Source organism: Pseudomonas oplopanacis (assembly GCF_057128725.1).
The window spans coordinates 227,874-246,961 of record NZ_JBSKHV010000008.1; the positions used below are offsets into that span (position 1 = coordinate 227,874).

The following is a 19,088-nucleotide window of genomic DNA, read 5'->3' on the forward strand; positions in this document are numbered from 1 at the left end:
TCATTCGACAGCGGGGTCGACTTCGCTCGACCCACTGCTGATCAACGCGCTAGCGGGCGCCATCACTTCAGCGAGCGACATGCGCTTGAACGCTTCGAACAGTCGCCGCCCCTCTTCCGGTGCACAGGTAATGGCCAAACGCATGGTCGCCTCGCCCAACTGCCAGATCAGAAAAGCCGTATCTGCGACTTGCTGAGTATCACTGCCTGGAAACACCCGAAGCATCGCATCCGCCAGCAACCTGCCCGCCACTCGACTTTCCCCCAGCTCGAGTGCCAGCAATTGCTTGTCAGCCTGCATCCCGGACCAGATATCACGCATTACCGGCTCTGCCTGAGCGATGTCGTAATACTGCTCCAGCAGGTCCGAATAGGCCTCGTGCAACCCTTGCGCATCCTGGACCGCTACCAATGCCGTTTCTATGCAACGGCGACTCTCTGCGTTGAAACGCTCGGCCAGCGTGCGGATCACCGAGCTCTTGTCCGGAAAATACTGATAAAGCGAGCCGATCGAAATCTCCGAGCGTTCGGCAATTTCACTCATCTTCAGCGAATCGCTGCCCTTGGTTGCAATCAGCTTCGTTGCAACGGCCAGAATTCGCTCCTGCCGCTCGCGACTGCGCTGCTGCGTGGGGTTGCGTCGGGTCGGCTCTGAAACCCTCTGCTCGCGCTCTGTGGTGGTTTTCTTCGGCACTGACGCGCTCTCCGATCAATAACATGACATGCACTCACCTTAGCACCGCCCATCAACACACCCAAATAGGTATAGCCGTACGTCGGTTTCCGCTCTTTCGTTAGTTGACTGCATAACGTGAGCGTTTATCATCTTTATAACGTGAGTATCACTCACATTAACCCGATGGAGATGAACGCGATGAAGACCTCTCAAGACCGCATCCTCATTCTCGGTGCGACCGGTAAAACAGGGAGCAGGATTACTCAACGTCTGAAAAATGCAGGATTGCCCGTGCGCCGGGGCTCTCGCGGCGCCAATCCACCGTTCGACTGGGAGGATCGCAGCACCTGGGAGGCAGCGCTTGATGGCATCGACACCGTATACATTTCCTATCAACCGGACCTCGCCGTACCAGGTGCCGTCGAAACGGTGCAGGCGTTTACCGACCTGGCCGTGAAAAACGGCGTTGGCAAACTGGTGTTGCTGTCCGGACGCGGAGAGGCCGAAGCGGAGGACGCCGAACGCGTCATACAGAACAGTGGCGTCGACTGGACCATCCTGCGCTGCAGCTGGTTCTTCCAGAACTTCAGTGAGGCGCATTTTCTGGAGCCGAATATTCAGGGAGAGCTGGCCCTTCCCGTCGGCAGTATCGCCGAGCCCTTTGTCGACGTGGAAGACATCGCCGAGATTGCTGTGCTGGCGCTGACCCAACCCGGACACTCCGGCCAGCTTTATGAACTGACCGGGCCACGGGCGCTGACGTTTGCCGAGGCGGTCGATGAGATCGCCCGAGGGACCGGCCGCGATATCCGCTTCGTCGCTGTGCCGCCGAATGCCTATGAAGAGGCGTTGGAACAGGCGCAACTGCCAGCTGAATTGATCGACCTGGTGTTGTACCTCTTCACCACAGTGCTCGACGGGCGCAACACGCCCCTTGCCGATGGCGTCCAGCGCGCACTGGGCCGGCCCGCCCGGGACTTCAGCGATTATGTGCGGCGCACCGCGGATACGGGTGTTTGGGCGAACGAAGGTTTAGCTAAAAAATACGGCAAACATCACGAATGAGATCAATACTCATCCTGTCATGTTGTGGGCACTATGATGGGACGCCGATTTGGCTTGGCGCAGTAACACGCGAGGTGACGCCGTGTTCTTGAAAGTGATTTTCATCTACTGGCCTTTGCTGTCGGTCATCATCGCCGTAGCGCTGAGCCGACTTGTCCATAACGCCAAGGTTGCTGATCGGGCGCTAGGGGCACAGTAGTTTTCAAGCGTGATTGCGGAGCAATCTCTAAAATTGCGGACCAGAAACAAACAAGGGTTTGCATCAGCTTTCGCCCGCAAACCCTTGATTTTAAAATTGATTATTGGCGTTCCGAGGCGAGTCGTCAGTGCGTCACCCTCGACGGCCAAAACCTCCTGAGTCCATTCGATCCTGGCATTGATCTCGGCCAAGTCGGTCGCCAATTGCAGGTCATAGGTTCCCCACATGGTCGATGGCCTCATGCTGATAATCATCTCGAAAATTTGCCGTGCACGAGGCTCAAGCGTGCGAGTCGGCATCAAAGCAAGCGGCAACGCCTGCATCGACTCAACCTTGCGTTGATCGAAGTATCAGGTTCCTTACGGGTTTCTGCTTGTCTTCTGGCCATAAGCCCCCTCCGGATACAAACTCGCGTCAATAACTGAAGCATCAAGGACGATTCCATGCAGGACATACGCTGCGGCCACTGCTGCCGCAAACTCTGGTCGCAGGTTATCGACGAATGCCCCCCTTCGAGTTCCTGGCTGACGCCGCGCCAGTGGACGCAATACCTCCAGCGTCTCAATCGATCCAGTGGCCACGCCCCGCGGATGCCTGGGCTGCCAATACTCTACTGGCAGACAAAGCCGCTTCCCAAATCGCTATGGGCTGTACCACTTTCGTCGCTCACCCGAACGGATGGGATCAGATGGCTGAGCGGCAGCGAGCGTCTGAGGATGATGGGGTTTGCCTCGGACTGGATGCGGCCAACCTTGCAGAGGCTTTTGGTGCCGGAAACGCCGTTGTTACGCAGGTGGCGGAGTGGGTTGGGAGAAAGTTGATTCAGGCAGAGTGATAACAGGGCACCGGCGCGTTGAAGCGCTAGGCCGCAACGCGCAATAAGGTTAAGAAAAATTAAGCAGTGATTCGATGCATCTCCCTCGGTATCGAAATGTTTTACGAAGGTTTCCCGTATTTTGAGAATCTAACGATCAGCAGATCGAGGATAACTCGTGTTATTTCCGAACCTTCTCTGACACTCAACTTTATCAACAAAGCAATACAATCAACCGCCAAGTTTTATTGCAAGTACGCTTTGGATAATTATTAATTTTGATTTTATGTAACGCCATACCAGCGACGACGGCTCCTCACACATCATCGCTCTGACAAACGCCTCGTAATTCACCTGACCATCTCCATCGATATCCACCTCCCTGATCATTTCCTCGATCTCTTCGTCGGAAAGTCTTTCCCCTAAGTTTGTCATCACATGACGAAGTTCTGCCGCGCTGATGAAGCCATTGCCGTCCTTGTCAAACACTCTAAAAACTTCTCTTATCTCTTCTTCAGAATCAGTGCCTTCCATCTTAGCGGCCATCACCGAGAGAAACTCAGCAAAATCAAGGGTTCCATTACCATCAACATCCACCTCGCCTATCATATCCTGGAGTTCTGCTTCGGTAGGATTCTGACCTAAAGACCCCAGCACGCTGCCAAGCTCTTTAGTAGTAATAGTGCCACCACCATCTTTATCAATATAACTGAAGACTTTTTTAAATTCTGCTATCTGTTCTTCTGTTAGCTGATTCGCACCGGCGGCCATGTTATTAGTCCTCTATAAAAATGTTTTAACCTCACTTATTGTGGGCTCTAACACACCGTTGTCTACTGTTAGAAATAACAGGATAGCTATATCAATTCGCAGTAAAAAATAATTTTTTATATTGGTGCACCATGGATGCGACAACCGCTCACATCCGCTTCACTCCGAAAGCCTGCTGGAAGATTGGGGGTTTTACGGCGCACGTCTCCAGGTAATCAGTGACGACCTCTTCAAATAAATCTCGAAGCTCCCATAGCCCCCGGGATTTAGAGACTGCTGGACTTTTCAGAAAAAAAACCGCCTCAGTCGATACTGAAGCGGTCAATTTTTATGAGACGGCACATTCGTGTCTCAGCCAGCCTTACCGGGAACATCGGTGAAGTCGTAGATTCCCTTAAACAGATTCACGTGGATCCTGGCGCAGGTGTCTGGATTTTTACGGATGTAAACGACCTCATCTGCGACCGGACCACAGGTGGTCACCTTGGTCGCGTCGGCGAGCACTGCATATCGAAGCAAAACATCTGCCGGCGACAAGGCGAGCATTCCTAGGCCAAGGAGCGAGCCAACGAAGAATATTTCCAACGCAGGGACCCGCTCTTTTTCTCGGGTGTTGGGCTTCGCTTCAAGACCAGTGAGCTTTTTAGCTCCCAGCAGAAAAAACATGTAAAGGCTGATCAGTATCATTGATAAGGGAATGGAGTAAATGAATCCACCGATGGTGGATGCGTACCTGATGTTCTCCACTTCAATACCCGTTCTGGCATTGATCGACTTCTCAGCGATGATTTTGCAAACGTAGAGAATGACAGCGGTGTAAACGAGGGAGCTGGGCCAATTTCGTACAAAAACACTGAGCTTTCCACGGTTGCAAATGGCAAAAATCGCACCGCATGACAAAACTGTCGTGAAAATCAGAATGGTCTGCGTGTCATGCTCAAGGAATTGCGCGAGCCATAACGCAAGGATCAGCAAACAGGCCTTCACAATGCTCTTCAGTTCGATACTCATGACTCTGAAGAAACCTTGTGCACAAATTCCAACTCGATGCCAGCGTCACGTAAAACCGGCGTAGCGCGATCAATGAACGTCTCAGCTTCATTCGAAAGCGGGTATTTGCCGATGATGCGAATAACAGGCGCCTTCCCTTGTGCCGATGGCAGCGATTCGAAAACCTCCCCGCTTTCGTAAAAGGCGAGGTAGGTATTGATCTTTTCTTGCAGCATCAATAGATGCTCGCCCTCTTCGGCTTTCTCCCAGCCGAGGTGATCCGCAATCACAAGTATGACCTTATCGGGCTCCGCTTTTGGGACTGCGCAAATATCGACGACTTTTGTTTCCAGGATGGACATAGCTGTTCCCTCAGGGTGTCGGGTTTGGTCGAAGGCGACCTTACAGGAAGGATGGAAGCGGGGATGTAAGACATCTCTTAAAATGGCCGCGGGGTGACTTAAAACGCTTTATGCTCGGCCGTTAATTGCCTTCGGAGGTTGCGGGAAAAAGAGCAGCCCTTTACCTTCCCGCGTCACCGCAAACTCAGCGACCAGGCGTGGAAGCCCGAAGAAATCAAAGGCAATTAACCCAAACGCGCCCAATCCTCTGATGCGGGCTCAGTCCTGCATTATGCTTGGGCCATCTCTTTTCTAAGGTAGAGATTTTTTCAGGCATTGACCCGCCAAAACAGTAGTGCGTCAAGCATCTATCATAACGAGAAAGCTATATGCTTAATTCCAAAAAATTAGCATGCAATACCATTTTTTTAATTTTCAGGAGAGTTGTTATGTGGATGAAACACCTAAAAAAACTCCATCCCCAACAATAAAAAACCTCGACAAAACCCTCCACAGCTTCTTTACTCATTCTAAATTTCGTTTTAACTATTGCGCACACGATCAAAGATCCTCAACGACCTTAAAAATCGATATTTTGCCGTGGAAACATGCGCTTTTTATTTTCGGTAAATGACGAAGAAAATGCTGTTCCCATCACTTTTTTAGAGGAACAGAGGTCATGATACAGCTCGCTTGGGTTCTTGGACTGGGCATCATTGGGCAGCTTTTCTTCGGCTCCGTGGGTGGCACTGTTGGAGGCGCGTTGGGTTATGCAATTGGATTGATGATGGCCAGTCCATCGCCTCCTCAGTCGTCACCCGATAAGACTTCTCCCGCTCAGGCCTCCCCAGATCAGGCCTCACCTGACAGTAGCTCATACGACCAAGCTTCACCTAATAAGACCTCAACTGGCCAAGCAAGTGGGAAAGACCATGGAACAGAGGCGCTGCGGCTTTTTTTGTTGATTTGCATACTCGGTGGCGGCTTTCTTTTTGTACGGCAGTTTGTTTGGCCTGGCAATAACAATGACATGCCCATGCCTCCAACCCCGGATCTCCCCGTTGAGAAATTAAGACCAGAGGTTATACCAAGTGTAAATATCTGGTCCACACCAGCGTGCCTTGACCAATACTTCGGCCAGGCAATATCCACCGGACAGGCCATCCCACCAGAGGTTACCTACTTTTGCGCCTACCCTTGGCAAGCAAAAGAACTAGAACTGTTGATTAAGGCTCTAGAAACACATGGCGTGACATCAATAACGATATTGGAGCAGCTAAAGAACCCGCCCCCAGATATAGAACAATTAATCGAATATCGAAAAATGACACTAGATGCACCAATGCCATCGAGTGTGCGCTCAGCGTATCAAATTTTCCAAATTTTGCCACTCGTCTGGGGTGCGCAGCAAACTAAACCGGGTCATCTAAAAGTGCTTAATGACTACTTCAAGAACGATTTTGTAAAAAAGCTAATGGATGCTTCCAAGGATATAAAATGGTCTGCGCAGGTTACTGAGCAGGGATTAATAAGGGAACATGACTTTGGCGTCGAGGGCGAATCGGTACGTCTCTTTACCTCAGAAACTGTTGCTGTCTCGATCGGTGAAATGGCAGAAATCATATTAGGAATATCGGGTGGCGAGAGCATACAAAGTAGTATCAAGCAAAAGTTTCCAAGCAACGACAATAGCTTACAAAACATAGCGAGCAATCTTGCGTCGCAGGGGCTACACGCGAAGCACCTAGGCCAGCTGTACTTAATTGAGAGCTATATCCTTTCACTGCGGTCGGATGCACAAAAGGCACGTGCTAATAACGAACTGATGCCCGCCTTTCGTCCGGTTGATCGGCAGGGCCAACGCCAAAGTGCACCGCTAGAAATTTATTGGTTGAAGAATGCTCCCCTGGCTTGGTGTGGAGGCGCTAGCGTGACCGAGGCAGGACAATACTGCGAACATGAAGATCGCGTGTATTCTCGTGTCGCTGCGGAAGCAACTGCCGGTCCAGGATCAGTGAAAAGTATGTTTGATGGAGTCGGTGCCGTTCTTTTACATGAGTTGGCACATGCCTACTACAACCCGCAGCGATCTGATGACTATCCATTTGTGGTCGAGGGGCTTGTCACTGCCTTTGGAGAGAGATCCATGAGGGCGATGCTTGCTGCGGTCCCTTATATGCAATCCTTGAATGCGGACATATTGAAGTTCTATAGCAATGCTGTGGGGGAGTCTAGCGTGGTCGTGCAATCTGCCGGGGGCAAACACAACAAGGAGCTAGATCTTGCTGGAGTGTCAAAAAAATATATTGCAACTACAGACTATACACCGTACGCGAAAAAGGCGATGTGTACACTGATGTCGAATCCTATAGAAGTAGAAAAGGTCAAGGCATTCCTTTCAATGTCAAATGTAACCTTCAGATCACAGACAGTTGAGCACTTGAATCTGGCATATGCCTACGGTTGGGGAATTTTCAACTTTGGTCTTGATGCTGCAGAGTTGAATGCTAGTGTTTCGCAAGAACAGCGCGATGCAAGTGTAGTTCAGCGCGTCGCAATCGCCATGAAACAAAATCAAAAACCGGATACTGAGCTGAACACCAAACTTGTTGACCTTACTGTCGACATCAACGCGCTGATAAAGCGTGAATTTGCTAACAGGAGTATAAAATGCCCAAAAAATTAGCGACACCTCCGAAGTCGGAAAAAATTGGGTTAAAAGAGATGATAGTTGGTGGTGGAGCGGCCCTTGGATTTGTAGCCGCCTTGATTTCCAACTATCAAAATATCATCGACTTTGTCTTTAGGCCGGATAACGTTAAAGTAGGCTGGCTGTCCGTAGGGGACCCTGCGACATTGCAAAAATGTATTTTTGTAAATGGTTCAAATATTTTCAAATTGTCGGGTGGTCGAGAGGTTCAATTGGCAAATACGCCGTGCCTGACTGAACTTCGGGCCCTGCTTTCGGACGCAACGCAAAATGCCGAAATACAAGAGCAAAAAATCAACTCCAGCTATTTTCTACTTGTCGAAAACCAAGGTCAGCAGATTGATCAACTGCGTATCAAGCCTACTGATAGCAATAGTGATCAGGATATGATTTTTCGGGACGTAAACAAGGGAGCGTCAATAGCAATATGCATGGGCTACGATGGAAACGCTGGAACCCCTTCAAAAATGAACAGCGTTGTTGAAATCGAGGTTAAGCGCAACGCAACTAGAGAATTTGATGTTAACGTTCCAAAAAAGACACACGGCACGCCTATAGCCGTTTCAGATTGCGGGCCTATAGTGTGGAACTACCCGGATTGATACGCGTTTTGCCATTTACTACCCAGGGTACCGCCTAACGCCGACCGTATGAAGTCAAGATCCCTCGTCCGCGTCTGCTAATGTTGTTTGCGCAATAGACAGCATTGGCTAGCGTTTCGCAAACAATTGTTACGACGTGTGCCGATCACACCGATGCGGCGCGCCCAGACAAAACTCAAACAAAAACCCGGCGCTTGGCCGGGCTCCTTTGGCGCTATCAGCGCCATTCATTAAAATAGCTTTCCCTTATAACTCCAGCTATCCGAGCGCGCTCGCCAGCACCCGCGCAACATGACAGATATAATCCTGATCTAGCTCAGACACATCTCTATACCATGTAAGAAGATTCCACTCATCTTGGGTCAGCTCAGAATTTTCGCTATCGATTCTATCCCCGCGAATGTTCTCTTTATTATCCTGATCCAACATTTTCACTACTCCATTAAGTGTATTGCAGATGCAACGTTACTTAGGCGTGCGAAAAATAAAACTGAAATCCGTCGTAACGAATGTTGTAAATATCGACGAGTTATTTCCTGGTGTTCGAAAGAATGGTGACTTCGGACATGGCATTCACGATACGATGCACTGCTTTTTGGTCATATCCGGACAGCGTTCTGAACTGATAGATCATCTGTTTTTCTGCCTCGTCCAATCCTTCAGCAGCCCGCTTCAAACGTTCGTCTGTCAAGACGTACAGCACATCGACGCCTGCGTTTTCCACGGCGATGAGGTAAGCAGAATCGGGGTTTCGCTCGCCTTTTACATAGCTGCCTTGGGTGTTGCGAGTGATACCACCGAGCTGCGCAAAGGCATCCTGATTGAAGCCCAGCAATGTCCTTTCCTCGCGCAAGCGATCGCCTACGCCAACGTCAAAGTCTTCTTCAGATGCACAATTTCTCAAGCATTCACCCTTTGCAAGCACAACTGCTTGGTCATAACGGCGGCAAATAACCACGGATGCCCACGAATGGACGCTATGCCCGCCCCTCTTACCCCCGAGCAAGCCCGAGCAGCACTCGATCGAAAAGGGATTAGCCTTGCCGAGTTTTCCCGCCAGCACGAACTAAACAGCGACTTGGTCAGCGATTTACTCAACGGCCGAAAAAAGGGGCGCCGCGGTCAGGCGCATCGCGCCGTGGTGCTACTGGGTATCAAGGAAGGCTCAGTCAGTTGATGAGGTACACAGCGCAAGGAAGCACCCATTGAGCACTTATAAACTGGTTTGCCCTCACTGCCACTCTCGAATGCGGATACGCACCAGCGAAGGAACCCATATTTTTGCAATGCACCAAAGAAGCCTGCGGCTGGTCGGTACGCGCTGAATTCGAGATGACTCATGAGATGAGCCCCAGCGGTATCGCCAACCCTACCGTCAAGCTCGCACTGGCTGACACGGCGTTGCGTCGTGAAGCCATGAAACACGGCAGCGACCAGCTGGAACTGCTGCCAAGCCAAGGATTGGAGACCGCACAATGACCCTCACGCAAGATTCTTTTCAGGATTACCGCACCAGCATGCAGGAAGCCGCTCATGCGTATCTGCTACGTCACCAGGCGCAATACCTGTCGGACTCCGATCAGCTCTTTGAAAGCCGCGTACGCCATCTGATCGTGGCCCTTGAAGTGCCCACCAACACAGCAACAAAGCTGGTGCACTTGGCGTGGAGTGAGATCCAGGCAGCCGCCTGATAAACACCATGTCACCCCCAGTTCAACAAGCCTCACACCTATGCCGCAATAGGTATGGGTGAGGTGCGCCAAAAATTTGAGGTAAGCATGGAAAACGACGTGAATATCTTCACCACCCCGCCCCGTGAACAGGCGGGAATGTTGCTTGAAACGCTTCGAGCGGAGTATGCCGACCAGTTCAATGCGCACTGGTATGAGGAGCGCTTCATTGCGGTGTCCGAACATTTGCGGCATGACTCACTGATCGCTACCTGCGGTACCGCTCAAAAGACCGCCCCTGTCCGCGCAAATCGTGAGAGGCACTCCTCAGCTCGATTTGGAACTTCGCTCGCCAGAGCGGTTACACCTCACTGGCAAACCCTTGTTCAGGGATAAAAGGGAACAAAGAGACCGGGCGAGACATTTACGTCGAGGATGACCTTCTATTAAAGGTCTATCAGCACGCAGAGCAACCGCTGAAAGATGCCTTGGATCTGTTCTATCTCACGGCACAACGGGTTGCCGCTACGTTAAAGATGGACGAGCGAGACATTCGCGATGGACAGCTTTCGGTGCAACAAGGGAAAACAGGCGTAAAACGACGCATTGAGGTAGTCGGCGAACTGAAAGTTGTAATTTCCCGGATTATGGCGCGCAAAGCCGGCTACAAGATTCGATCTACTCGCCTTGTCGTCCTGGAAAACGGTCAGCCTTTGACGACCAGCATGCTCAGGAAGCGATTTGATGATGCGCGAGAAGCGGCGGGCATTCCGAAAGCTGACTTTCAGATGCGTGATTTGAGGGCGAAGGCGGCGACAGATAAGGAGGAGTCGACAGGCAATATTCGAGCAGCACGCGATCAACTGGGGCACACCACCGTTGGGATGACGGAACAGTACATTCGAATGCGCAAAGGGATGAAGGTCACACCCACAAAATGACGGGTGGTCGAGGATTGCGGAGCAGAGGTTAGTTTTTGCGGAGCAAAGAAATAAGGGCTTACGTGAGGTATATCACGTAAGCCCTTGATATTCATGGTGCCCGAAGCCGGAATCGAACCGGCACGCCCTTACGAGCGGGGGATTTTAAGTCCCATGCGTCTACCAGTTTCGCCATTCGGGCGGTAGCGCGGTGAAGCAGTCTGAGACTGACAAATGAAGACCTGGCAGTTCTGACGCTTGTGCAACAGAGGGGGAAATATATACACCCCGCCCCGGTGAAGCAAGTTCGCAGTTGACCCTTTCAAGACAAAATCTTGCAGGGCTGCGGAAATAAAAAAGCTCCGTAAATCATAGATCTACGGAGCTTGTTTATAGTGGAGGCCGAGGTCGGAATCGAACCGGCGTAGGTGGATTTGCAATCCACTGCATAACCATTTTGCTACTCGGCCTCAAACATTTGCTGTCAGTAGCACAACAACAAATGTGTTCAAACTTGGAGCGGGAAACGAGACTCGAACTCGCGACCCCGACCTTGGCAAGGTCGTGCTCTACCAACTGAGCTATTCCCGCGTCTTGGTGTGGCGCATTCTATAGAATCCAGAAGCCCCGTCAACCCCTTGATTCAAAAAAGTTTTATTTCTTTTCAACGTCGGTCTTCAGATGTGGCCAGGCAGCCCGCAAGTACTGGACCATGGACCACAATGTCAGGCCCGCAGACACCAGCAACAAGGCATAACCGATCAAGACCCAGAAGGTAAAGTCTGACGGATTGGCCAGCAGGATCACCAGCGCTAGCATTTGCGCGGCGGTTTTCCATTTGCCCAGGTTCGATACGGCGACGTGAGCACGGGCGCCGAGTTCGGCCATCCATTCGCGTAATGCCGAAACGACAATTTCGCGACCGATGATGACGGCGGCCGGCAGCGTGAGCCACAGGTTGCCATGTTCCTGCACCAGCAAGACCAGTGCGACGGCGACCATCAGCTTGTCAGCCACAGGATCAAGGAACGCCCCGAACGGAGTGCTTTGCTCCAGGCGTCGAGCCAGATAACCATCCAGCCAGTCTGTGGCGGCAGCAAAGGCGAAGACCGAGGCGGAGGCCACGTAGCTCCATTGGTAAGGCAGGTAGAACAGCAAAATGAAGATCGGGATGAGCAGGACGCGTAGAACGGTAATCAGATTAGGGATATTCATCGGCACAACTGGCTACGAGGTGAGTTGGCATTCTACTCGCTGTGCAGATTTGCATAAATCAACTCTGCGAGCTTTTTACTGATCCCGGGTGCTTTGGCGATCTCTTCGATGCTGGCACGAGACAGCTCCTGCAATCCACCAAAATGTTTCAATAAATCGCGACGTCGTGTCGGCCCGACGCCGGCGACGCCTTCCAGCGTGGACGTGCGACGGGTTTTGCCACGGCGAGCGCGGTGCCCGGTAATGGCGAAACGGTGAGCTTCGTCGCGTATTTGCTGAATCAAATGCAGCGCGGGGGAATCACCGCGCAAGGTGAATTCGTGGGCCGCGTCGTTGAGGTACAAGGTTTCAAAACCGGCCTTGCGCGTCGCCCCTTTGGCCACGCCCAACAGAATCAGGTCCGGCACCGCCAGCTCATTCAGCACATCACGCGCCATGGACAACTGACCTTTGCCGCCGTCCACCAACAGAATATCCGGCAGCTTGCCCTCTCCGTCCTTCAGCTTGCTGAAGCGACGGGTCAAGGCCTGATGCATCGCGGCGTAGTCATCCCCCGCCGTTACGCCTTCGATGTTGTAGCGGCGATAATCGGATTTGATCGGGCCTTCCGGGCCAAACACCACGCAAGACGCCACGGTGGCTTCGCCGCTGGAATGGCTGATGTCGTAGCACTCCAGGCGCTGCGGTGGCTCGTCCAGGTTCAAGACTTCCGCCAGCGCTTCGAAACGTGCCGCGACGTGCTGACGGTTCGCCAGGCGCGCACTCAAGGCCTGCTCGGCGTTCGTGACCGCCAGTTGCTGCCAGCGCGCTCGCGTGCCACGCACCCGATGACTGATGGTCAGTTCACGCCCGCGCAGGGCTTCGATGGCCTCAATCAGTGTCGGGAAGTCTTCATGAACCACGTTGACGATCAGTTCGCTCGGCAAATCGCGCTCGGGGCTGGTGATGAAGTATTGCCCGAGGAAGGCGGCCATGACTTCGGAAACGTCTTCGTCGATACCGGTTTGCGGGAAGAAGTTCTTGCTGCCCAATACCCGACCGCCGCGCACGCTGATCAAGTGGACGCACGCGCCACCCGGATTGACGAAGGCGGCGATCACGTCGATATCGCCGGTGCCGCCCTCCATGCTTTGCTGGTCCTGGACTCGACGCAACAATGAAATCTGGTCGCGCAATTCGGCGGCGCGCTCGAACTCGAGGTTGATCGCTGCCTCTTCCATGCCCGCGGACAACTCGTCCGTCAGCGCATTGCTGCGGCCCTCAAGGAACATCACCGAGTGGCGCACGTCTTCGGCATACACCTCGGGCTCGACCAGCCCCACACACGGCGCCTTGCAACGCTTGATCTGATATTGAAGGCAAGGTCGGGTGCGGTTCTTGTAATAGCTGTCTTCACACTGGCGGACAAAAAAGGTCTTTTGCAGAAGACTCAGGCTTTCGCGAATCGCCCCGGCGCTCGGGTACGGCCCAAAGTATTTGCCCTTGGCCTTCTTCGCACCGCGATGAATGCTCAAGCGCGGGAACTGGCCGTCCGAGAGAAAGACGTAAGGGTACGATTTGTCATCACGCAGCAGGATGTTGTACGGCGGGCGCCATTCCTTGATCAGCGTCTGCTCAAGCAACAGGGCTTCGGTTTCGTTGGCGGTGATGGTGGTTTCGACCTGAGCGATACGCGCCACCAGCGCTGCGGTCTTGGGTGCCAGACCGGATTTGCGGAAGTAGCTCGACAGGCGATTTTTCAGGTTCTTGGCTTTGCCGACGTACAACAGGCGCGCATCGCTGTCGAACATGCGATACACACCGGGGCGCCCACTGACCGTCGACAGAAAGGCGCTTGGATCGAAGACTTCAGTCATTGTCAGAGGCTGGCATCGACCATGCCGTGACGCACCGCCAACAGCGTCAGCTCGACATCACTGCTGATCGAAAGCTTCTCGAAAATGCGGTAACGGTAAGTGTTGACCGTTTTCGGTGACAGGCAAAGCTTGTCGGAAATGATCTGGACCTTCTGGCAGCCGACAATCATCAACGCGATCTGGATCTCGCGCTCGGACAATGCATCGAAAGGCGAATCGTTGGTTGGCTGAAAGGACTTGATCGCCAGTTGCTGGGCAATCTGCGGGCTGATATAGCGTTGACCGGCAAACACCAGGCGAATCGCCTGGACCATTTCCGGCAGCCCTGCGCCCTTGGTCAGGTATCCGGCGGCGCCCGCCTGCAGCAACCGCGTCGGAAACGGATCTTCCTCACAGACGGTGACCGCGACAACTTTGATATCCGGATGACTGCGCAACAGTTTACGCGTGGCTTCAAGACCGCCGATACCGGGCATCTTGACGTCCATCAACACCACATCGGGTTTCAACTCACGCGCTTTCAGCAGGGATTCTTCCCCTGATTCAGCCTGGCCGACTACTTGCAGGCCATCGATGTCAGCCAGCATTCGTGTAATGCCTGTACGAACGAGATCATGGTCATCGACTACTAGCACCCTAATCAAGCAGACACCTCGCGAATTGGTCTTATTGGGTTGCCGGACACCTTAGCAAAAAGCAACTGGCAGACCTAGCGGCAAGCGTCATATAAAAAGTATCAATACATCTTGAAAGGCTTGTCGCCAGCGCGTTTCAGCGATGAAGCCTGCCGATATCACGCTGCATTCTCAGGAAACACTCGTCCTGACCGACCACCTTCAGCCCTTTTCGTTCGTAAAGCTTTTTTGCCGGATTATTTTCAAAAACGGTAAGCCGTAACGCCGGGCGTCGCTCCTTGCACGCCAGCGCAAAGACTTGATCGATTGCCCAACCACCTGCGCCCTGCCCCTGATACGCTTCGAGCACATGCAGTTCGCGGATGTACAAGGCGTTCGCATCGCGACTCAGACTGACAAAACCCAGCACCGCGTCATCGAGCACAATCATGCGGCTCTCGCGCCCCGCCCAGGCGACATCAAACGCCTGATCCAGCCAAAGCAGATCGTGCTGGATGTAATAGCGCAGCATGTTGTCGCAGGTCAGTTTCCGGGCGAAGTCGAGATCGGAGGATGACGCCAGACGCCAGTCGAAACGCATTCATGCCTCCGTAACGTCAATAACTGTGCCGCTCCAGCTACCCGCCTCGCGGCGCGCCACCACTGTTACATTCCCAGTACCCGGCGCCGCAGCAATCAGCGAACCGTCCGACGCCCAGATGGCACTGCGTCCTGCAGACTCCCAGCCTCCGGTCGCACCACCGTGGTTGGCCATCAGCACCGTCATTGAATGCGTGCTGGCGTAACCTTGCAGAAGCGCGGTGTCCGGGACATAGCCGTTTTCCGTGATCAGCACACCGGCGGCATACAGGTCGGCGCCCTGCTCTGCGGCAGCGGCAGCGTGACTGGCGTGAGAAAAATCGGCACACACCGCCAGCGCGACGCTATCGCCACCGATGGTCAACATCGAGCCACCGGTGCCTGGCGCAAACGCCACTTCCTCGCCGGGGTGCAGATGCTGTTTGCTGTAGACCTCGAGTGAACCATCGGCGCCCAGCACCAACGCACCAATCAATACTGGCGAATCGTCCGACAGCCGAATCGGCATGCCGACCACACTGGTGACACCGACTTCCCGGGCGAAATCCCGCAACGGTTGCAACACCTCGGCATCCGGCGCGATGGCCAATTCGGCTGCCAGGCCCCGCTCATACCCGGTCAACGACAATTCCGGAAAAACCAGCAACTGAACGCCCTGCTCCGCGGCAACCTGCATGAAGCGCTGATGCAGGGCAATGTTGGCGGCGAGATCACCGGCGACCGAGATCGATTGAGCGGCGGCAATGGTCAATGGCGTCATGTTTCGTCCTTGTGACGTTCGAGGATGGGCAAAACACAAAGTGTGTCATAAAGCAGGATGCACTCAAGCGATAGAAAACGCCGTCTGCAATCGATAGCATTTTCTGATTGAAACCGCGCACCGGCCTCTAGTAAGCTCGGCGCATCCATCGGAGACAGACCATGTTCAACACCCTCTCACAGCTTCCAACTGCCAGCGCTCAGCGTTCGGTGGCGGCTGCGCGAGTGAATGACGTCTGTGCTTCGGTCAGCTTTTATTTTGGGTATTGGTTTAGCCACTGGCGCGCCTGATACCCACACGGCGCCCACTTTAAACGGGTCGCCGCCAGAGTTTTCCAAACCCCCGGTCGGCCTCCCGACCGGGGGTTTTGTTTTTTCAGCCCCGAACACTTTTGCGACACACCAGACACTTTGAGGATTCACGACATGAACTACGCCACTTATTACCGTTACGACAGTTTTACCGCCTGGCGATTTACCAGCCTCCGCTCGGGACAACCTGCCGCCTCCGATCGGTCACCCACAGGTGGCAAGCACACACACGCAGCCAATCCGGCCAATTGTCGAACACCCCAGTAGGGCCGAGCGCGCGGGAACGAACCCGCCGCCAGCCCAGGAAGCCATGCCATGAACTCGTCCGTCTCTGCTCTGCCGCTGTCCACCTTGAACCCTGCCAATGAAGCGCTGACCCTGCGTCTGCCCAGCTCATTGCAACTCAAGCAGCAACTGCCCCTCAGCAACGCCCTGAGCCGCCAAGTCGCCGCTCACCGCGACGCGGTCCGCGCGATCCTCAACGGTGAAGACTCCCGTTTGCTGGTGATCGTCGGCCCTTGCTCGATTCACGACCCGCAGTCCGCCCTCGAATACGCCGCCAACCTTGCCCGACTCGCCACCGACGTCAGCGATGAAATGTTGCTGGTGATGCGCGCCTACGTCGAAAAACCACGCACCACGGTCGGCTGGAAAGGCCTGGCCTACGACCCGCACCTGGATGGCAGTGATGACATGGCTGGCGGTTTGACGCTGTCGCGTGAACTGATGCGCGAAATGGTCCGCCTCGGTTTGCCGATTGCCACCGAACTGCTACAACCCATGGCCGCCGGCTACTTTGACGACCTGCTGAGCTGGGTGGCGATTGGTGCTCGTACCACCGAATCACAGATCCACCGGGAAATGGCCAGCGGCCTGAACATGCCGGTCGGCTTCAAGAACGGCACCGATGGCGGCGTGACCGTGGCCAGCGACGCCATGCGCTCGGCCGCCCATCCGCACCGACATTTCGGCGTCGACAGCCAGGGACATCCGGCAATCATTCAGACGCCTGGCAATCCCGACACGCACTTGGTGTTGCGCGGCGGACATCAGGGGCCGAACTACGACCGCGACAGCGTCGGCCAGGTGAACCGTGATTTGACCCGACTGAAGATCCCGGCGCGGATCATGGTCGACTGCAGCCACGCGAACAGTGGCAAAGACCCGGCGCGGCAGCCGGAAGTGTTCAATGACGTACTTGAACAACGCCTGCAAGGTGACCGTTCGCTGATCGGGATGATGATCGAGAGTCATCTGTTCGAAGGTTGCCAACCCTTGAGTGCATCGCTGCGCTACGGCGTCTCGGTGACCGACGGCTGTCTTGGCTGGAACGGGACAGAGGAATTGTTGCGCCAGGCCGCCGACCGGCTTCGAGCGCAGCGCGGGCAAATGCCAGTCAGCTAGCCTGACACTGACCTGTGGCGAGGGAGCTTGCTCCCTCGCCACAAGATCACCAGCACAGGACATCACTGACAGGCAAAACCGTTTCCTGAGTAGGCCATCGCAGGAAAACGCGCTGTTACAGATCAAAAGATGTCGAAACATTCAGAACAAGACCTCAACCACATTCGAACTTTCCTACATTTTCTATACCTTTTTCATCAGCTTACAGCGGACTCTTCATACATCGCCGACGCGCTGGGGTGCTTTAGAGTGAGCCCATCTGCACACCTCTGAACGACCGCGAAAAAGGAATGAACATGCTACGGAATGCAACTACTCAGTACCCTATCCTGTTGATCCACGGGCTTTTCGGCTTTGATCGCATCGGCACTGCCGAACTCTTCCATGACGTCAAGCAGTCCCTGCGAAGTGCGGGAGCCAGGGTGTTCATCCCGCACCTGTCGGCTACCCATAGCAACGAAGTACGTGGCGACCAGCTGCTGGCACAGATCGAACGGGTGCTGGAAGGTACCGGCGCCGGCAAGGTCAACCTGATCGGCCACAGCCAGGGAGCATTGGCGGCACGTTATGCGGCGGCGATAGCGCCCCATGCGGTGGCTTCGGTGACTTCGGTCAGTGGCCCGAACCACGGCTCGGAACTGGCCGATTTCCTGCGCAAGGCGCTGACGCCCGGCCGTCTTCCGGAACATGTCGCGGCGACGGTGGCGACACTGTTCGCCGATTTTGTATCGCTGCTCAGCGGCAATCTGCACTTGCCGCAGAACGCCGTCGCCGCGCTCAATGCGCTGACCACCGAAGGCGTCGGCGCTTTCAACGACAAGTACCCCCAAGGGCTGCCGAAAACCTGGGGCGGCAAGGGCCGCGATGTGGTGAACGGCGTGCGTTATTACTCGTGGAGCGGCACGTTACAGGGAACGTTTCTCGACGAGGGCCTGAAAGCGCTCGATCCACTGCACGGATTCCTCCGGGCCTTCTCCCACTACTTCACCACGGAAGCGGAGCAGAATGACGGTTTAGTCGGCCGCTACAGCTCCCACCTGGGGAAAGTCATCCGCTCCGACTACCCGCTGGATCACCTGAGCAGCCTCGGTCATACAGGCGGCCTGACTCGCAAAGCCATCGATCCCGTGACGTTGTATGTGCAGCATGCCGAGCGCCTGAGAAACGCGGGCCTATAATCTGTCCGGAACTTTGACGAGAAATAGGTCACTGAATCCGGTAGGCTCCGCACTTTACTGAATATTGAAAGGAGAATTTCCCATGGCTAAAGCCACTGCCCGTCACATCCTGGTTGCCTCGGAAGCCAAGTGCAACGAACTCAAGGCCCAGATCGAAGGCGGCGCTGATTTCGCCGAAATCGCCAAAGCCAACTCCACCTGCCCATCCAGCCGTCAAGGCGGCGACCTGGGTTCGTTCGGTCCTGGCCAGATGGTCAAGGAATTCGACACCGTGGTGTTCAGCGCTCCAATCAACGTCGTACAAGGCCCAGTGAAAACCCAGTTCGGTTATCACTTGCTGGAAGTGACCAGTCGTCAGGACTGATCGATCCGCCAGGCTTTACCCATAACGGC

19 protein-coding genes, 3 tRNA genes and 2 pseudogenes are annotated in these 19,088 nt (G+C 54.2%); 10 read left to right on the forward strand and 14 right to left on the reverse strand.

The window, feature by feature from the left end; all coding sequences use genetic code 11:
- The gene (locus ACWKV5_RS17880) at nucleotides 1–693 is read right to left on the reverse strand and encodes a TetR/AcrR family transcriptional regulator (protein WP_483842369.1); all 693 of its coding nucleotides are present in this window, start codon (nucleotides 691–693) and stop codon (nucleotides 1–3) included.
- A 180-nt stretch (nucleotides 694–873) separates the two neighbouring features.
- On the opposite strand from ACWKV5_RS17880, the gene ACWKV5_RS17885 reads away from it, so the two are divergent.
- A complete protein-coding gene (locus ACWKV5_RS17885; RefSeq protein WP_483842439.1) occupies nucleotides 874–1,740 on the forward strand; it encodes an NAD(P)H-binding protein in 867 nt (288 codons plus the stop codon).
- Nucleotides 1,741–1,845: 105 nt separating this feature from the next.
- Here the strand turns inward: ACWKV5_RS17885 and ACWKV5_RS17890 are convergent, their stop codons facing one another.
- The 4 genes from ACWKV5_RS17890 to ACWKV5_RS17905 all read right to left on the reverse strand — a co-directional run bounded on the left by ACWKV5_RS17890 (nucleotide 1,846) and on the right by ACWKV5_RS17905 (nucleotide 4,876).
- The gene (locus tag ACWKV5_RS17890) at nucleotides 1,846–2,262 is read right to left on the reverse strand and encodes a hypothetical protein (protein WP_483842370.1); all 417 of its coding nucleotides are present in this window, start codon (nucleotides 2,260–2,262) and stop codon (nucleotides 1,846–1,848) included.
- 722 nt (nucleotides 2,263–2,984) lie between these two features.
- A complete protein-coding gene (locus tag ACWKV5_RS17895) occupies nucleotides 2,985–3,524 on the reverse strand; it encodes a calmodulin (RefSeq protein ID WP_483842371.1) in 540 nt (179 codons plus the stop codon).
- Between the two features lie 351 nt (nucleotides 3,525–3,875).
- Nucleotides 3,876–4,535: a hypothetical protein gene (locus tag ACWKV5_RS17900; RefSeq protein ID WP_483842372.1), complete on the reverse strand. Its 660-nt coding sequence runs from the start codon at nucleotides 4,533–4,535 to the stop codon at nucleotides 3,876–3,878.
- The gene (locus tag ACWKV5_RS17905) at nucleotides 4,532–4,876 is read right to left on the reverse strand and encodes a DUF6572 domain-containing protein (RefSeq protein WP_483842373.1); all 345 of its coding nucleotides are present in this window, start codon (nucleotides 4,874–4,876) and stop codon (nucleotides 4,532–4,534) included. The genes ACWKV5_RS17900 and ACWKV5_RS17905 overlap by 4 nt, the downstream gene beginning before the upstream one ends.
- 658 nt (nucleotides 4,877–5,534) lie before the next feature.
- Here ACWKV5_RS17905 and ACWKV5_RS17910 point away from each other — a divergent pair.
- Nucleotides 5,535–7,541 carry a hypothetical protein gene (locus tag ACWKV5_RS17910; RefSeq protein ID WP_483842374.1) on the forward strand — a complete coding sequence of 669 codons (2,007 nt, stop codon included), beginning with the start codon at nucleotides 5,535–5,537 and terminating at the stop codon, nucleotides 7,539–7,541.
- Nucleotides 7,526–8,167 carry a hypothetical protein gene (locus tag ACWKV5_RS17915; protein WP_483842375.1) on the forward strand — a complete coding sequence of 214 codons (642 nt, stop codon included), beginning with the start codon at nucleotides 7,526–7,528 and terminating at the stop codon, nucleotides 8,165–8,167. The genes ACWKV5_RS17910 and ACWKV5_RS17915 overlap by 16 nt, the downstream gene beginning before the upstream one ends.
- Nucleotides 8,168–8,696: 529 nt before the next feature.
- Here ACWKV5_RS17915 and ACWKV5_RS17920 read toward each other — a convergent pair.
- Entirely contained in the window at nucleotides 8,697–9,230 is a 534-nt protein-coding gene (locus ACWKV5_RS17920) for a helix-turn-helix domain-containing protein (protein WP_483842376.1), read from the reverse strand.
- Between ACWKV5_RS17920 and ACWKV5_RS17925 the strand changes: the two genes are divergently transcribed.
- From ACWKV5_RS17925 to ACWKV5_RS17940, 4 genes and pseudogenes are all read left to right on the forward strand, one after another.
- Nucleotides 9,147–9,344 carry a DNA-binding protein gene (locus ACWKV5_RS17925; RefSeq protein WP_483842377.1) on the forward strand — a complete coding sequence of 66 codons (198 nt, stop codon included), beginning with the start codon at nucleotides 9,147–9,149 and terminating at the stop codon, nucleotides 9,342–9,344. The genes ACWKV5_RS17920 and ACWKV5_RS17925 overlap by 84 nt on opposite strands.
- A 28-nt stretch (nucleotides 9,345–9,372) precedes the next feature.
- A pseudogene (locus tag ACWKV5_RS17930) lies at nucleotides 9,373–9,646 on the forward strand (ogr/Delta-like zinc finger family protein).
- A complete protein-coding gene (locus tag ACWKV5_RS17935; protein WP_483842378.1) occupies nucleotides 9,643–9,858 on the forward strand; it encodes a hypothetical protein in 216 nt (71 codons plus the stop codon). Before ACWKV5_RS17930 ends, ACWKV5_RS17935 begins: the two are co-directional and overlap by 4 nt.
- 264 nt (nucleotides 9,859–10,122) lie before the next feature.
- Nucleotides 10,123–10,778: pseudogene (locus ACWKV5_RS17940) on the forward strand (tyrosine-type recombinase/integrase); the annotation flags it as partial.
- A gap of 94 nt (nucleotides 10,779–10,872) precedes the next feature.
- Here ACWKV5_RS17940 and ACWKV5_RS17945 read toward each other — a convergent pair.
- From ACWKV5_RS17945 to ACWKV5_RS17980, 8 genes are all read right to left on the reverse strand, one after another.
- A tRNA-Leu gene (locus ACWKV5_RS17945) sits at nucleotides 10,873–10,959 on the reverse strand.
- 194 nt (nucleotides 10,960–11,153) lie between these two features.
- Nucleotides 11,154–11,227: transfer RNA gene (locus tag ACWKV5_RS17950), tRNA-Cys, on the reverse strand.
- Nucleotides 11,228–11,272: 45 nt separating this feature from the next.
- Nucleotides 11,273–11,348: transfer RNA gene (locus ACWKV5_RS17955), tRNA-Gly, on the reverse strand.
- 63 nt (nucleotides 11,349–11,411) lie between these two features.
- Nucleotides 11,412–11,972: a CDP-diacylglycerol--glycerol-3-phosphate 3-phosphatidyltransferase gene (pgsA, locus tag ACWKV5_RS17960; protein WP_483842379.1), complete on the reverse strand. Its 561-nt coding sequence runs from the start codon at nucleotides 11,970–11,972 to the stop codon at nucleotides 11,412–11,414.
- Between the two features lie 32 nt (nucleotides 11,973–12,004).
- The gene (uvrC, locus tag ACWKV5_RS17965; RefSeq protein WP_483842380.1) at nucleotides 12,005–13,828 is read right to left on the reverse strand and encodes an excinuclease ABC subunit UvrC; all 1,824 of its coding nucleotides are present in this window, start codon (nucleotides 13,826–13,828) and stop codon (nucleotides 12,005–12,007) included.
- A 2-nt stretch (nucleotides 13,829–13,830) separates the two neighbouring features.
- On the reverse strand, nucleotides 13,831–14,472 hold the full coding sequence (gacA, locus tag ACWKV5_RS17970) for a response regulator transcription factor GacA (RefSeq protein ID WP_008015884.1): 642 nt from the start codon (nucleotides 14,470–14,472) through the stop codon (nucleotides 13,831–13,833).
- Between the two features lie 127 nt (nucleotides 14,473–14,599).
- Nucleotides 14,600–15,043, reverse strand: coding sequence for a GNAT family N-acetyltransferase (locus ACWKV5_RS17975; protein WP_483842381.1), 444 nt, complete (start codon nucleotides 15,041–15,043; stop codon nucleotides 14,600–14,602).
- Nucleotides 15,044–15,802 carry a carbon-nitrogen hydrolase family protein gene (locus ACWKV5_RS17980; protein WP_483842382.1) on the reverse strand — a complete coding sequence of 253 codons (759 nt, stop codon included), beginning with the start codon at nucleotides 15,800–15,802 and terminating at the stop codon, nucleotides 15,044–15,046. It lies immediately after the preceding gene.
- A gap of 626 nt (nucleotides 15,803–16,428) precedes the next feature.
- Between ACWKV5_RS17980 and ACWKV5_RS17985 the strand changes: the two genes are divergently transcribed.
- The 3 genes from ACWKV5_RS17985 to ACWKV5_RS17995 all read left to right on the forward strand — a co-directional run bounded on the left by ACWKV5_RS17985 (nucleotide 16,429) and on the right by ACWKV5_RS17995 (nucleotide 19,059).
- Nucleotides 16,429–17,517, forward strand: a complete 1,089-nt coding sequence (locus ACWKV5_RS17985; protein ID WP_483842383.1) for a 3-deoxy-7-phosphoheptulonate synthase — start codon at nucleotides 16,429–16,431, stop codon at nucleotides 17,515–17,517.
- Nucleotides 17,518–17,813: 296 nt separating this feature from the next.
- Entirely contained in the window at nucleotides 17,814–18,695 is an 882-nt protein-coding gene (locus ACWKV5_RS17990; protein ID WP_483842384.1) for a lipase family alpha/beta hydrolase, read from the forward strand.
- An 82-nt stretch (nucleotides 18,696–18,777) separates the two neighbouring features.
- Entirely contained in the window at nucleotides 18,778–19,059 is a 282-nt protein-coding gene (locus ACWKV5_RS17995; RefSeq protein WP_027923796.1) for a peptidylprolyl isomerase, read from the forward strand.
- The last annotated feature ends 29 nt before the right edge of the window (nucleotides 19,060–19,088 follow it).

Excerpts from the sequence above, each read along its gene's own strand:
- ACWKV5_RS17885 (WP_483842439.1), top strand. The coding sequence starts at position 874 with ATGAAGACCTCTCAAGACCGCATCCTCATTCTCGGTGCGACCGGTAAA.
- ACWKV5_RS17890 (WP_483842370.1), bottom strand. The coding sequence starts at position 2,262 with ATGCAGGCGTTGCCGCTTGCTTTGATGCCGACTCGCACGCTTGAGCCT.
- ACWKV5_RS17895 (WP_483842371.1), bottom strand. The coding sequence starts at position 3,524 with ATGGCCGCCGGTGCGAATCAGCTAACAGAAGAACAGATAGCAGAATTT.
- ACWKV5_RS17900 (WP_483842372.1), bottom strand. The coding sequence starts at position 4,535 with ATGAGTATCGAACTGAAGAGCATTGTGAAGGCCTGTTTGCTGATCCTT.
- ACWKV5_RS17905 (WP_483842373.1), bottom strand. The coding sequence starts at position 4,876 with ATGTCCATCCTGGAAACAAAAGTCGTCGATATTTGCGCAGTCCCAAAA.
- ACWKV5_RS17910 (WP_483842374.1), top strand. The coding sequence starts at position 5,535 with ATGATACAGCTCGCTTGGGTTCTTGGACTGGGCATCATTGGGCAGCTT.
- ACWKV5_RS17915 (WP_483842375.1), top strand. The coding sequence starts at position 7,526 with ATGCCCAAAAAATTAGCGACACCTCCGAAGTCGGAAAAAATTGGGTTA.
- ACWKV5_RS17925 (WP_483842377.1), top strand. The coding sequence starts at position 9,147 with ATGCCCGCCCCTCTTACCCCCGAGCAAGCCCGAGCAGCACTCGATCGA.
- ACWKV5_RS17935 (WP_483842378.1), top strand. The coding sequence starts at position 9,643 with ATGACCCTCACGCAAGATTCTTTTCAGGATTACCGCACCAGCATGCAG.
- pgsA (WP_483842379.1), bottom strand. The coding sequence starts at position 11,972 with ATGAATATCCCTAATCTGATTACCGTTCTACGCGTCCTGCTCATCCCG.
- uvrC (WP_483842380.1), bottom strand. The coding sequence starts at position 13,828 with ATGACTGAAGTCTTCGATCCAAGCGCCTTTCTGTCGACGGTCAGTGGG.
- ACWKV5_RS17975 (WP_483842381.1), bottom strand. The coding sequence starts at position 15,043 with ATGCGTTTCGACTGGCGTCTGGCGTCATCCTCCGATCTCGACTTCGCC.
- ACWKV5_RS17980 (WP_483842382.1), bottom strand. The coding sequence starts at position 15,802 with ATGACGCCATTGACCATTGCCGCCGCTCAATCGATCTCGGTCGCCGGT.
- ACWKV5_RS17985 (WP_483842383.1), top strand. The coding sequence starts at position 16,429 with ATGAACTCGTCCGTCTCTGCTCTGCCGCTGTCCACCTTGAACCCTGCC.
- ACWKV5_RS17990 (WP_483842384.1), top strand. The coding sequence starts at position 17,814 with ATGCTACGGAATGCAACTACTCAGTACCCTATCCTGTTGATCCACGGG.
- ACWKV5_RS17995 (WP_027923796.1), top strand. The coding sequence starts at position 18,778 with ATGGCTAAAGCCACTGCCCGTCACATCCTGGTTGCCTCGGAAGCCAAG.